Raw genomic sequence first — 13,282 nt, forward strand, 5'->3', positions numbered from 1 at the left:
GCCCGGTCCCATCCCGAACCCGGAAGCTAAGCCTGGTAGCGCCGATGGTACTGCAGCCGAAGGGCTGTGGGAGAGTAGGACGCCGCCGAACACCCTTTCCGTAGGGCCCGTTAGGATAGCCAATCGGCTCGCCTAACGGGCCTTACGTGTGTCTGAGGTACTTTTTCCGTGGCAGGAGGCCAGGTGTCCGAGTTCGGTCGACGTGACTCTGAGGACGAAGGTGCGTCCGGCCGTCCAGCTCGTCGCGACGACAAGCCCCGCGGTGGCCGATCCGGTGCGCCGCACGGCGGCAACCGGAACGTGGGCGGGAGGCAGGACCGTGGCGGCCGCGACAGCAGCCACCAGGGGCGCCCCCGCCGTGACGACCGGGGTGACCGCGGCGAACGTGGCGGCAAGCCGCCCTTCGGCCGCGACGCCAGGGGCGGTGACCGTTCCCGCGGCGACGCGCCGGAGACCGGCCGGCGACGCTTCGGAGATGATCGCAAGGGCCAGGGGGACGACCGCCGGTCCGGTGGTTACCGCGGCGGGAAACCCGGTGACAAGCCCAGCGGCAAGGCACCGTACGGCCGCGACGACCGGCGCGAAGGCCAGCCCCGCCAGGGCGGCCGATGGGAAGACCGTGGTCCGCGCACGGGCGGCCCTCGTGGCGACAAGCCCGCCTACGGCACCCGTGGCCGCGACGACAAGCCGCCATTTCGTGACCGTGGCGACAAGCCCGCCTACGGGAATCGCGACCGGCCCGACAAGCCGCCGTTCCGTGACCGTGGTGACAAGCCCGCCTACGGGAATCGTGGCCGCGACGACAAGCCGCCGTTCCGTGACCGGGGTGACAAGCCCGCCTACGGGAATCGCGACCGGCCCGACAAGCCGCCATTTCGTGACCGTGGTGACAAGCCTGCCTACGGCACCCGTGGCCGCGACGACAAGCCGCCATTTCGTGACCGTGGTGACAAGCCCGCCTACGGGAACCGGGCGGACAAGCCCGCATTCCGCGACCGCGGCGACAAGCCTGCCTACGGCAACCGGGACCGGGCCGAAAAGCCGTCGTACGGCGACCGTGGTGACAAGCCCTCGTACCGAGATCGCGGTGACAAGCCCGCTTACGGCAATCGCGACCGCGCGGAGAAGCCGTCGTACGGTGACCGGGGCAAACCGTCGCACGGTGCTCGTGGCGACAAGCCCTCGTTCCGCGACCGCGATGACAAGCCCGCCTACGGCAACCGCGACCGGCGCGAAGGACCGTCCCGCGATGCCCAGTCCCGCGGAGACGACCGGCGCGGCGCGGGCCGTCCTCGCGAAGCGCGCGACGGCAAGCCCGAGTTCAAGCCGCGCCGCGACACCCGCTCGCCGCACGTGAACGCGTCACCGCTCGACGACGAGACCTTGGCGAAGGAACTGCTGGAAGCGCCGGAACTGCCCGAGGGCGTCGAATTCTCCGATCTCGACGAGGAAGCCCGCCGGGAACTCCGCACGCTGCCCAAGGCGCTCGCCGAAACCGTCGGGAAGCACCTCGTCGCGGCGGGCAGCCTGATGGACGACGATCCCGACACCGCGCTCGAGCACGCGCGCTACGCGAAGGCCAAGGCGTCGCGCGTGCCGATCGTGCGTGAGGCGCTCGGACTCGTCGCCTATCACACGGGCAACTGGGCGGAGTCCCTTTCCGAGCTCCGCGCGGTCCGCAGGATGACGCGCAGCGAAACGCACATCGCGATCATCGCCGACGCCGAGCGCGCGCTGGGCAGGCCCGAGCGCGCGCTCGACCTGGCGAAGGAAGCCAACGTCGGTGCGCTGCCCCGCGAGGTCCAGATCGAGCTGCGGATCGTCGCGGCCGGCGCGCGCCGCGACCTGGGCCAGCTCGACGCGGCCGTGGTCTCGCTGCAGGGCGACGACCTCGACACGCGCAAGCGCGAAGTGTGGAGCGCGCGCCTGTTCTACGCCTACGCGGACAACCTCGCCGCGGCTGGGCGCACGGACGAGGCGGTCCGCTGGTTCATGAACGCCGCCGAAGCCGACGACGAGGACACCACGGACGCCGCGGAACGCGCCGCCGAGCTGGCTGATGGCTGACACGCTCCTCAGCGCGCACGACGGCCTGCTGTTCGACCTCGACGGCACCGTCTACCACGGCACGCGGGTCATCCCCGGCGCACCGGAGGCGGTGCGCGCCGCCAGGGACGCGGGCACGCCGGTGCGCTTCGTGACGAACAACGCCTCGAAAGCCGCCGAAGACGTCGCCCGGCATCTCGCCGGAATCGGCGTCTCGGCCGAGCCCGCCGAGGTGAGTACGAGCGCGCAGGCGGCGGCGAAGGTGCTCGGTGAACGCCTGGCCCCCGGTTCGCGGGTGCTCGTGGTCGGGACCGGCTCACTGGCCGACGAAGTGACGGCCGCCGGGCTGACACCGGTCCGCGAGGCCGGTGACGACGTCGTGGCCGTCGTGCAGGGGCATTCGCCCGACACCGGCTGGCGGAACCTCGCCGAGGCGTCCGTGGCCATCAGGGCGGGCGCGCTGTGGGTCGCCTGCAACGTCGACGTGACCCTGCCGACCGAACGGGGCCTGCTGCCCGGCAACGGGTCGCTCGTCGGCGCGTTGCGGGCCGCTACCGGGGCGGAGCCGGTGGTCGCGGGCAAGCCCGCGTCGCCACTGCTCGACGCGGCCGCGGAGTCCTGCGGCGCCCGGCGCCCGCTGGTGATCGGCGACCGGCTCGACACCGACATCGCGGGCGCGGTGACCGCGGAGATGACCTCGCTGTGCGTGCTCACCGGTGTCGCGACCCCCGCCCTGCTGCTCGAAGCCGCCCACGGGGAACGGCCGGACCACCTCGGCCGGGACCTGTCCGCGCTCACCGAACCCGTCGAGCAGCTCACGATCGGGCGACGCGACGGCTGGGACGTCCGCGTGGACGGTGAAGCGCTGCGCGTCCGCGGTGACGGCGGCGCCGACGAGCTGGACCTGCTGCGCGCGCTGTGCGCGGTGGCATGGGAGTCCGGTGTCACTGCCGTCCGGGCTGAGGGCGGCGAAGCGGAGGCCGCGTTGTCGGCCCTCGAAATAGGCTGAGCCTCGGACGGCCCCCGGCCAGGATCGGTTAGCGTTGGGGGGTGCAACCGAACCCCTTCCCGCGTCCGTTGCCGGGCCCGCCGCCCAGCGCGGACGCCCCCGCCCAGCAGACCGACCCGTGCGCCGGGATCGACGAGGCCGTCGCCGGGCTGGACGATCTCGAGCAGGTGCCCCTCGCCGAGCACGTGGAACGCTTCGACGCCGTGCACACCGAGCTCACCGTCGCGCTGTCCAGCATCGACAAGGTCTGAGGACATGGCCCGAAGGGCTCGCCTCGACGCCGAACTGGTGCGCCGGGGCCTCGCCCGGTCGAGGGAGCAGGCGAGCACGCTCATCAGCGAGGGCAAGGTCACCGTGGGCGGGATGGTCGCGAGCAAGCCGGCCACCGGCGTGGACGCGGCGGCCGCGATCGTGGTGCGCACCGGGGACGATCCCGGCTGGGCGTCGCGCGGCGCGCACAAGCTGCTCGGCGCGCTGGAGGCGTTCGGGCCGCGCGGCCTGACCGTCGAAGGCAAGCGCTGCCTCGACGCCGGCGCGTCGACCGGCGGATTCACCGACGTGCTGTTGCGCGCGGGTGCGCGCGAGGTCGTGGCCGCCGATGTCGGCCGCGGCCTGCTCGACTGGCGGCTGCGCACCGACGAGCGGGTCGTCGTGCTGGACCGCACGAACGTCCGCACCCTCACCCCCGAACAGACCGGCGGACCGGTGGAGGCCGTGGTCGGCGACCTGTCGTTCATTTCCCTGAAGCTCGTGCTCCCCGCGCTCGTCGCGTGCGCGGAGCAGGGCGCGGACCTGGTGCCGATGGTCAAACCGCAGTTCGAGGTGGGCAAGGAGCGGCTCGGCAGCGGCGGTGTCGTCCGCGATCCCGTGCTGCGGGCGGACGCCGTGCTGGGCGTGCTCGGCGAGGCCGCGAAGCTCGGCCTGCGCCCGCTCGGGGTGGTGGCCAGCCCCCTGCCGGGACCGGCGGGCAACGTCGAATACTTCGCCTGGTTGCGCGCCGCCGGTGGCGAGTCCACGGTTGACGAGGTGACCGACGTGGAACAGCACGTCAGGACCGCGGTCCTGGAGGGCCCACAGTGAGTGAAAAACGCGAGGTGCTGCTCGTCGTGCACCCCGATCGCGACGCCACCCGCGACGCGGCCCGTGCGGTCGCGACGAGACTCGCCGACGCGGGCATCCGGCTGCGGGTGACCGACGAGGACGTCCGCGAGCTGATCGAACCCGCCGGGTTCGAGGGACCCACGTGCACGGTGGTCGCACCGCATTTCGACCCGGCGGACGGCACCGAGCTGGTGCTGGTCCTCGGCGGGGACGGGACGCTGCTGCGGGCTGCCGAGCTGGCGAGGCCGCACGGGGTGCCGGTGCTCGGCGTCAACATGGGCCGGGTCGGGTTCCTCGCGGAGGCCGATTCCGACGCGCTCGCCGACACCGTCGACCGCGTCGTCGAGCGCCGCTACCGGGTCGAGGAGCGGATGACCGTGGACGTCACGGTCACCGTCGACGGCGTCGCGACCATGAGCACGTGGGCGTTGAACGAGGCGAGCGTCGAGAAGAGCTCGCGGGAGCGGGTGCTCGACGCGCTCATCGAGGTCGACGGGCGGCCCGTGTCGTCCTTCGGCTGCGACGGCGTGCTGTGCGCGACACCGACCGGTTCCACCGCGTACGCGTTCTCGGCCGGCGGCCCGATCATCTGGCCCGACGTCGAAGCGCTGCTCGTGGTGCCGAGCAACGCGCACGCCATGTTCTCGCGTCCGCTCGTGGTGTCGCGCCGGTCGACGATCACCGTCGGCATCGATCCCGACGGGTCGCCCGCGGTGCTCACCTGCGACGGCCTGCGGCACGTCGAGCTGCCGCGCGGGGCGAGGGTCCAGGTGGTGTGCGGGCGGGTGCCGGTGCGGCTCGTGCGGCTGTGGGACGGTCCGTTCACCGACCGGCTGGTGCACAAGTTCGAGCTGCCGGTGAAGAGCTGGCGCGAACGCCACACGAGCTGAGCCGGAGGCCGCGGGCGCACCCCCGGCGCCCTTCCGCGGGCGGGCGAACGGATCCGTTCACCGGGATTTCGCCCTTTTCACCGCGCCACGGCCCCTGCCGTGCGCGTCCCGTCGGGCCAGGCCGCTACGGTGTCCTCGTGCTGGCCGAGATGCGCATCCAGGGCCTCGGAGTAATCGAGGACGCCCTGCTCGAACTGCACCCGGGATTCACCGTGGTCACCGGGGAGACCGGTGCGGGCAAGACCATGGTGGTCACCGGGCTGCACCTGCTCTCCGGCGGACGGTCGGAGGCGTCCAAGGTGCGCACCGGATCGGGGCGCGCCGTCGTCGAAGGCCGTTTCGACGGGGTGTTCGCCGAACACGTCGCCCGGATCGTGACCGACGCGGGTGGCGAGCCCGACGAGGACGGCAGCCTGATCGCGATGCGGTCGGTGAGCGCGGACGGGCGTTCGCGCGCGCACCTCGGCGGCCGGACGGTCCCGGTGAACGTGCTGTCCGATCTGGCCGACGGGCTGCTGGCGGTGCACGGCCAGAACGACCAGCTGCGGTTGCTGCGGTCCGCCGAACAGCGGGACGTGCTCGACCGGTTCGCCGGGGACGCGGTGGCCGAGCCGCTCGCGCGCTACCGCGAAGTCCGGGAGCGGTGGCAGGCCGTGGTCACCGAGCTGACCGAACGGCAGACCCGCTCGCGAGAACTGGCGCAGCAGGCCGATCTGCTGCGCCACGGGCTCGACGAGATCACGGCGGTCGCCCCGCAGGCGGGGGAGGACGCCGAACTGGCCGAGCAGGTCAAACGGCTCGCCGCGGCCGATGAACTGCGCGCGGCCGCGACCGCCGCGCACGACGCGGTCGCCGGCGCTGGCGACGGCGACCCCGACGCACCGGGCGCGCTGGGACTGCTGGGCGAGGCGCGGCGCAGGCTCTCCGGCACCGAGGACTCGGCGTTGCGAGACCTGGAGCCGAGGCTGGCCGAGGCCGCGGTGCTGCTCACCGACGTCGGCGCCGAGCTGGGTGGTTACCTGGACGGTCTCGAGGCGGATCCGCAGCGGCTGGAGCAGGTGCTCGCGAGGCAGGCCGATCTCAAGCGGCTGACCCGCAAGTACGCCGCGGACGTCGACGGCGTGCTCGCGTGGGCCGAGGACGCCTCCGCTCGTTTGTCCACAATGGATACCTCAGAGGGGGCGCTCGCCGAGCTGGCCGCGCGGCGCGACGAGCTGGCGGGGCAGCTCGCCGGGCACGCGGCGGCGCTGTCGAAGGCGCGCACCGCCGCGGCGGGCGAGCTGTCCAGCGAGGTGACGGCCGAGCTGTCCGGACTGGCCATGGGGCAGGCGGAGATCGAGGTCACCGTCGGGACCAGGGCCGCCGAGGCCTCGGACCCGCACGGGCTGAAGGTCGACGGTGCGCTGGTGCACGCGGGTGCCGACGGCGTCGACGAAGTGGAGCTGCGGCTGCGCGCGCACGGGGGAGCGCCGCCGCTGCCCGTGCACAAAGCGGCCTCGGGTGGTGAGCTTTCCCGCGTGATGCTGGCGATCGAGGTCGTGCTCGCGCACGCGGACACGGTGCCGACGCTGGTCTTCGACGAGGTCGACGCCGGGGTGGGTGGGCGCGCCGCGGTCGAGATCGGCAGGCGGCTGGCCCGGCTCGCGCGCAGCCACCAGGTGCTCGTGGTGACGCACCTGCCGCAGGTCGCCGCGTTCGCGGATCGGCACTGCGTGGTGGACAAGGGCACCGCCGACGGCATCACCCGCAGCGGGGTGCGCGTGCTGGAGCAGTCCGAGCGGGTGCTCGAGCTGGCCAGGATGCTCGCCGGGATGGACGACACCGAAAGCGGCAGGGCCCACGCGGAAGAACTGCTCGCCGCGGCGGAGGCGGACAAGGCGGCCGCGCCGAAGAAAGCGCGCGGTGGCAAGAAGAAGACGGTTTCCGCGGCGCGCAAACGGGGGAAATGAGCCCGCGGCGCACCGTTGTTCGTCCCCGGGTGAGCCCTAGCAGGTTTTCGAATCGGCGCCAAGAGGTGGCGGCCCGCTACGGCGTGGCGGCTCTGTCATCAGGTGTCCATTTGTCACCATCAGTCCCATGAAGCTCACCGGCTTGCTCGCACGGAACCAGGAGACGCTGCCCGGCATCACCGGGGTGGCGAGGGTCGACCGGCGTACCCGGGAGCTGCTGCGCCGGGTCGGTCCCGGCGACATCGTCGTGCTCGACCAGCTCGACCTCGACCGCCCCACCGCCGACGCGCTGGTGAAGGCGGAGGTCGCCGGGGTGGTGAACGCCTCGCCGTCGATCTCGGGCCGGTTCCCCAACCTGGGCCCGGAGATCCTGGTCGGCGCGCAGATCCCGCTGATCGACGGTGTCGGCGGCGAAGTGCTGCGCGCGGTCAAGGACGGCAGCAAACTGCGCCTGCACGAGGGCGGGGTCTACATCGGCGAGCGCAAGATCGCCGCCGGGGTCGAGCAGACGCGCGAGAGCGTCGCCGACCAGATGATCGAGGCGAAGGCCGGGATGTCCACCCAGCTGGAAGCCTTCTCGGCGAACACGATCGAGTTCCTCCGCCGCGAGCGCACGCTGATCCTCGACGGGGTCGGGGTGCCGGAGCTGCGGGTGGCGCTGCGCGACCGGCACGTGCTGGTCGTCGCGCCGGGCAAGGGGCACGCCGAGGACCTGAAGCACCTGAAGAAGTACATCGCCGAGCACCGGCCGGTGCTCATCGGCGTGGACGGCGGCGCGGACGCGCTGCGCGCGCAGGGGTACAACCCCGACGTCATCGTCGGCGACCCGCAGGCGATCGAGGCGGACACGCTCAAGAGCGGCGGCGAGGTCGTGGTGCCGGCGCAGCCCGACGGGCACGCGCCCGGCGTCGAGCGGATCCAGGACCTCGGCATCGGCGCGGTGACCTTCCCCGCGTCCGGCAACTCCGAGGACCTCGCGCTCCTGCTCGCCGACGCCCACGAAGCGAGCCTCGTGGTGACCGTCGGGTTCCAGGCGACGCTGCGGGAGTTCCTCGACCATGGCAGGGCGGGGTCCAACCCGTCGACGTTCCTGACCCGGCTGAAGCTCGGCACGAAACTCGTCGACGGCAAGGCCGTCGCCACGCTCCACCGCAGCAGGGTGTCGCTCGGCGCCGTCGTGCTGCTGGTGCTCGCGGCACTCGTGGTGGTGATCGCCGCGCTGCTGGTCTCCGACGTCGGCGATGTCTACCTCGACTGGGTCGCGCGCACCTGGAATTCGTTCACCGGCTGGGTCAAGGGGCTCTTCACGTGATTTCTCTGCGGTATCACATCGTCTCGATCGCCGCCGCGTTCCTCGCACTGGCCATCGGGGTCGTGCTGGGATCGACGGCGCTGAACGGGTCGCTGCTGTCGGGCCTGTCCGACGAGAAGGGCAAGCTCGCGTCGCAGGTCTCGGATCTGGAAACCCAGCGCGCGGCACTCGACGCCAGGCTCGCCGACGCCGACGCGTTCGCGGGATCGACCGGCCCCAAGGTCGTCGCGGGCGCGCTCGACAAGCGGTCCATCGTGCTGCTGACCACCGACGACGCCAAGCCGTCCGATCGCGACGCGCTCAAGCAGCTCGCCGGGCAGGCGGGCGCGACCGTCACCGGCGAGATCCAGCTGACCGCCGCGTTCTCCGACCCGGACAAGGCCGAGCAGCTCCGCCAGGTGGTCACCCGGCTGCAGCCCGCCGGGGCGAAGTTCCCCACCGCGGGCGACCCCGGCACCCTCGCCGGCGCACTGCTGGGCTCGGTCGCGTTGCTCAACAAGGACAACGCGCAGCCGCAGTCCACTCCGGACGAACTCGCGGCGGCGCTCGGCGGGCTCACCGACGGCGGTTTCGTGAAGCCGAGCGAGAACGTGCGGCCTGCGCAGCTCGCGGTCGTGCTCGCCGGCGGCAAGGCGAGCGGCGACGGCGCGGGCGACAAGGCCGCCACGCTCGCCCGGTTCGCCACGCAGCTCGACCGCTCGGGCGCGGGCGCCGTGCTGGCAGGCGACCCCGAGTCGGCCGAGGGCACCGGCGCGATCGGCAACGTCCGCGCGGACACCTCCGCCACCTCGATCCTGTCCACTGTGGACAACGTGAACACGGCGGCAGGCCGGGTCAGCGCGATCCTCGCGCTGCGCGAGCAGCTCGACGGCACCGCGGGCCGGTACGGCATCGCCGGCAACGCGCAGGCACCCGCACCCGGTGTGAAACACCCCGCGAACTGACTTCCGGCCGCGCTGACGCATGCCCTGCGGGATGCTCCTGCAGAGGTCGAGGCGAGGTCCGCCGCGCATTCCCTGAAGGTGCCCTTCAGCGCACGGGCGTCGCGGTGCCGTATGCCGTGAGGGGCGAGATTGCGGCGTCAGATTCCCCGGAGGGCGCCTTCAGGGATCAAGCCCCGGCGGCTCCACGGTCCCGCCCCCCATCTCACCGGAATCGGCGCGCGCGTCATCACGGTGCCCTTCGGGGCAGGCGCAGGCCCGGTCGTGCGCAACCGCGTCACGGGCGCAGCATCGTTTCCCACGCCGAGGTGAACCCCGGGAAGGTCTTGCCGACCGTCGCCGGGTTCTCCACGACAATCCCGTCGACGCGGAGCCCGAGCACCGCGCCCGCCATCACCAGCCGGTGGTCGTCGTAGGTGTGGAACACGCCGCCGTGCAGGGGAGCCGGGGTGATCCGCAGGCCGTCCTCGGTGTCGGTCACCTCGCCGCCCAGCGCGGACAGCTCGGTCGCCAGCGCGGCGAGCCGGTCGGTCTCGTGGCCGCGCAGGTGCGCGACGCCGGTGATCGTCGACGGGCCGTCGGCGAAGCACAGCAGCGCCGCCACCACGGGAGTCAGCTCGCCGACCTCGTGCAGGTCCAGCTCGGCACCCCGGACGTGCCCCGTCCCGGTGACGGTGAGGCCGTGTTCGTCGAGGGAAACCTCCTGGCCCAGCTCCACGAGCAGGCTCCGCAGCCAGTCACCCGGCTGGGTGGTTTCCGCGGGCCAGCCTTCGAGCCGGACGGTGCCGCCGGTCAGCGCGGGCGCCAGCACGAACGGGGCGGCGGTCGACAGGTCCGGTTCGACGGTGTACCCGGCGAGCGAGAGGCGCGCCGGCGGGACGTGGAACTCCGTGCCGTCGCGCTCGGGCGCGGCACCGAAGCGGCGCAGCAGGTCGAGCGTCATCGCGATGTGCGGCTCGCTCGGCGGCGTCCCGCCGACCAGCCGCACGGTGACGCCGTCGGCGAACGACGGCCCGGCGAGCAGCAGCGCGGACAGGAACTGGCTCGACGCCGACGAGTCCAGCTCGACGGTGCCGCCGGGGATCCCGCCGTGCCCGCGCACGGTGAACGGCGGCGCGCCACGGCCGCCGTCGTCGAGGTCGACGCCGAGATCGGCGAGCGCGCGCAGCAGCGGTGCGATCGGCCGCCTGCGGATGGCCTCGTCGCCGTCGAAGTGGACGGTCCGCGAACCGAGGCCCGCGAGCGCGGGGGTGAACCGCGCGACGGTGCCCGCGTTTCCGAGCGCCACAGCGACCTCCCCGTCGCTGTCCGTGACGATCGGGGAGATCCGGACGCCGTCCACGATGGACTCGTGCGCGCCGCCGAGCGCGTCGAGCGCGCTGAGCATCAGGCGCGCGTCGCGGGAGTCGAGCGGGGCCAGCACGTCGGTCGGGCCTGCGGAAAGCCCGGCGAGGAGGTACGCGCGGTTGGTGATGGACTTCGAGCCGGGGACGCGGACGACGGCGTCCACCCGATGCACCGAAAGGGGGGCCGTCCAGGTGTTTTCGGTGTTCGGTGCGGCGACGGGCTCGGGCACGGCGGTCTCTTTCCTGGAAGTCCGGCGAGGTGACTAGGCGAGGCTACCGAGCGCGCCGGACGCCGTGCGATAAGGTGGAAGCCCGTGGGACTTCAGCCGCGGACAGCCAAGTACGTCTTTGTCACTGGAGGCGTCGCCTCCTCTCTGGGTAAGGGGCTCACCGCCTCCAGCCTGGGCCAGCTTCTCACCGCTCGTGGACTCAGGGTCACGATGCAGAAGCTGGATCCCTACCTCAATGTCGATCCAGGCACGATGAATCCGTTCCAGCACGGCGAGGTGTTCGTCACCGACGACGGCGCCGAGACCGATCTGGACATCGGCCACTACGAACGGTTCCTCGACCGCAACCTCTCCGGATCGGCCAACGTGACCACCGGACAGGTCTACTCCGAGGTGATCGCGAAAGAACGCCGTGGTGAATACCTCGGCGACACGGTGCAGGTGATCCCGCACATCACCGACGAGATCAAGTCGCGGATCATGGCCGTCGCCGGAAGCGGCGACGAACCGCATCCCGACGTCGTGATCACCGAAGTCGGGGGGACGGTCGGCGACATCGAATCGCTGCCGTTCCTGGAGGCCTGCCGTCAGGTCCGCCACGACGTCGGTCGCGACAACTGCTTCTTCCTGCACGTTTCGCTGGTGCCGTACCTGGCGCCGTCGGGCGAGCTCAAGACGAAGCCGACGCAGCACTCGGTCGCCGCGCTGCGCAACATCGGCATCCAGCCCGACGCGCTGGTGTGCCGCGCGGACCGCGACCTGCCCGACGATCTCAAGCGCAAGATCGGGCTGATGTGCGACGTGGACACCGAGGCGGTCGTCGCCTGCCCGGACGCGCCGTCCATCTACGACATCCCGAAGGTGCTGCACCGCGAGGCGCTCGACGCCTACGTGGTGCGCAGGCTCGGCCTGCCGTTCCGTGACGTGGACTGGACGGTGTGGGGCGATCTGCTCGAACGCGTGCACAACCCGGCGGAGACCGTGCGGGTGGCGCTGGTCGGCAAGTACATCGACCTGCCGGACGCCTACCTCTCGGTCACCGAGGCCCTGCGCGCCGGCGGGTTCGCCCACCGCGCCAAGGTCGAAATCGTCTGGGTCGCCTCCGACGAGGCGACGACACCGGCGGGCGCGGCCGCCGCACTGTCCGGTGTGGACGGTGTGCTGGTGCCGGGCGGCTTCGGCGTGCGCGGTATCGAGGGCAAGATCGGCGCCATCACCTACGCCAGGACGCGCGGGATCCCGGTGCTGGGGCTGTGCCTCGGCCTGCAGTGCATGGTGATCGAGGCCGCGCGCAACCTCGCCGGTGTCGAGGACGCGGGCTCGTCGGAGTTCGACGAGACCAGCGGGCACCCGGTGATCTCGACCATGGCCGACCAGCGCGACGTCGTCGCGGGGGAGCGGGACATGGGCGGCACCATGCGGCTCGGCGCGTACCCGGCCAAGCTGCGCCCGGGTTCGCAGGTGGCGGCGGCCTACGGGGAGGTGGAGGTGTCCGAGCGGCACCGCCACCGCTACGAGGTGAACAACGCCTACCGCGAGCAGCTCGCCAACGCGGGCCTGGTGTTCTCCGGCACCTCGCCGGACGACCGGCTCGTCGAGTTCGTCGAGCTGCCTGCCGACGTCCACCCGTTCTTCGTCGGCACGCAGGCCCACCCGGAGCTGAAGAGCCGTCCGACGCGCCCGCACCCGCTGTTCAGCGCGTTCGTCGGCGCGGTGGTGAAGTACCGCACCGCGGACCGGCTCCCGGTCGAGCTGCCCGAAACGCCGGTGGCCGCGCGATGAGCGAACCGGGTACGCACGAGTTCACGGTGGCCTCGAGCGAGGTCGTCCACATCGGACGGGTCGTCGGGCTCAGGGTGGACGAGGTCGTGATGCCGGGCGGGGAGACCGCCCGGCGCGAGGTCGTCGAGCACCTCGGCGCGGTCGCGATCGCCGCGCTCGACGACGACGGCGCGCTCACGATGATCCACCAGTACCGGCACCCGGTGGGCAGGCGCCTGTGGGAGCTGCCCGCCGGGCTGATCGACCACACCGGCGAGGACCCGGTGGACGCCGCGCGCCGCGAACTCGTCGAGGAGGTCGGTCTGAGCGCGAAGCGCTGGGACACCCTCGTCGACGTGGCGGCGTCGCCGGGGTTCACCGACGAGGTGGTGCGCGTGTACCTCGCCCGTGAACTGTCCGATGTGGACAGGGAGGTGCTCGGCGAGGAGGAGGCGGACCTGGTGGTGCGCAAGGTTCCGCTCGCCGAGGCGGTGCGGATGGCGTTGGCAGGCGAGCTCGTCAACGGCGCCACCGTCGGCGGCGTGCTGGCCGCGCACGCGGCGTTGTCCGGTGCCGCGGAACTCCGCCCCGCCGGCGCGCCGTGGCGCGACCGGCCCAGCGCGTTCGCCCGCCGGACCGGCCGCTGAGCGCACCGCCCGCCGCAGAGCTGTCGGGACGGCGCCGGTCACCCTAGAGT

The 13,282-nt window shown here is 72.6% G+C and carries 11 protein-coding genes and 1 rRNA gene; 11 read left to right on the forward strand and 1 reads right to left on the reverse strand.

The window, feature by feature from the left end; genetic code table 11:
* The 9 genes from rrf to ABD256_RS04010 form a co-directional block, all read left to right on the forward strand.
* Nucleotides 1-91 (forward strand): 5S ribosomal RNA (rrf, locus tag ABD256_RS03970); the annotation flags it as partial.
* Between the two features lie 92 nt (nucleotides 92-183).
* On the forward strand, nucleotides 184-2,067 hold the full coding sequence (locus ABD256_RS03975) for a hypothetical protein (RefSeq protein ID WP_344413512.1): 1,884 nt from the start codon (nucleotides 184-186) through the stop codon (nucleotides 2,065-2,067).
* Nucleotides 2,060-3,055: an HAD-IIA family hydrolase gene (locus tag ABD256_RS03980; RefSeq protein ID WP_344413514.1), complete on the forward strand. Its 996-nt coding sequence runs from the start codon at nucleotides 2,060-2,062 to the stop codon at nucleotides 3,053-3,055. Before ABD256_RS03975 ends, ABD256_RS03980 begins: the two co-directional genes overlap by 8 nt.
* A 68-nt stretch (nucleotides 3,056-3,123) precedes the next feature.
* Entirely contained in the window at nucleotides 3,124-3,306 is a 183-nt protein-coding gene (locus tag ABD256_RS03985) for a hypothetical protein (RefSeq protein WP_344414181.1), read from the forward strand.
* Nucleotides 3,307-3,310: 4 nt separating this feature from the next.
* Nucleotides 3,311-4,135 carry a TlyA family RNA methyltransferase gene (locus ABD256_RS03990; protein WP_344413517.1) on the forward strand — a complete coding sequence of 275 codons (825 nt, stop codon included), beginning with the start codon at nucleotides 3,311-3,313 and terminating at the stop codon, nucleotides 4,133-4,135.
* Nucleotides 4,132-5,046, forward strand: coding sequence for an NAD kinase (locus ABD256_RS03995; protein WP_344413520.1), 915 nt, complete (start codon nucleotides 4,132-4,134; stop codon nucleotides 5,044-5,046). The genes ABD256_RS03990 and ABD256_RS03995 overlap by 4 nt, the downstream gene beginning before the upstream one ends.
* A 137-nt stretch (nucleotides 5,047-5,183) precedes the next feature.
* Nucleotides 5,184-6,995, forward strand: coding sequence for a DNA repair protein RecN (recN, locus tag ABD256_RS04000; protein WP_344413522.1), 1,812 nt, complete (start codon nucleotides 5,184-5,186; stop codon nucleotides 6,993-6,995).
* 127 nt (nucleotides 6,996-7,122) lie between these two features.
* On the forward strand, nucleotides 7,123-8,307 hold the full coding sequence (gene steA / locus ABD256_RS04005; RefSeq protein WP_344413524.1) for a putative cytokinetic ring protein SteA: 1,185 nt from the start codon (nucleotides 7,123-7,125) through the stop codon (nucleotides 8,305-8,307).
* Complete coding sequence (locus tag ABD256_RS04010) at nucleotides 8,304-9,251, forward strand: copper transporter (RefSeq protein WP_344413526.1); 948 nt, start codon at nucleotides 8,304-8,306, stop codon at nucleotides 9,249-9,251. The genes steA and ABD256_RS04010 overlap by 4 nt, the downstream gene beginning before the upstream one ends.
* Nucleotides 9,252-9,525: 274 nt before the next feature.
* Here the strand turns inward: ABD256_RS04010 and aroA are convergent, their stop codons facing one another.
* Nucleotides 9,526-10,824, reverse strand: a complete 1,299-nt coding sequence (gene aroA, locus ABD256_RS04015) for a 3-phosphoshikimate 1-carboxyvinyltransferase (protein WP_344413528.1) — start codon at nucleotides 10,822-10,824, stop codon at nucleotides 9,526-9,528.
* An 84-nt stretch (nucleotides 10,825-10,908) separates the two neighbouring features.
* On the opposite strand from aroA, the gene pyrG reads away from it, so the two are divergent.
* Together pyrG and ABD256_RS04025 are read left to right on the forward strand one after the other, a co-directional pair.
* Nucleotides 10,909-12,606 (forward strand): CTP synthase, encoded by a 1,698-nt coding sequence (pyrG, locus tag ABD256_RS04020; protein ID WP_344413530.1) that lies wholly within the window; start codon nucleotides 10,909-10,911, stop codon nucleotides 12,604-12,606.
* Entirely contained in the window at nucleotides 12,603-13,232 is a 630-nt protein-coding gene (locus tag ABD256_RS04025; RefSeq protein ID WP_344413532.1) for an NUDIX domain-containing protein, read from the forward strand. Before pyrG ends, ABD256_RS04025 begins: the two co-directional genes overlap by 4 nt.
* Nucleotides 13,233-13,282: the final 50 nt, after the last annotated feature.

Source organism: Amycolatopsis minnesotensis (genome assembly GCF_039529815.1).
In the GTDB taxonomy this organism is placed as follows: Bacteria; Actinomycetota; Actinomycetes; order Mycobacteriales; family Pseudonocardiaceae; genus Amycolatopsis; species Amycolatopsis minnesotensis.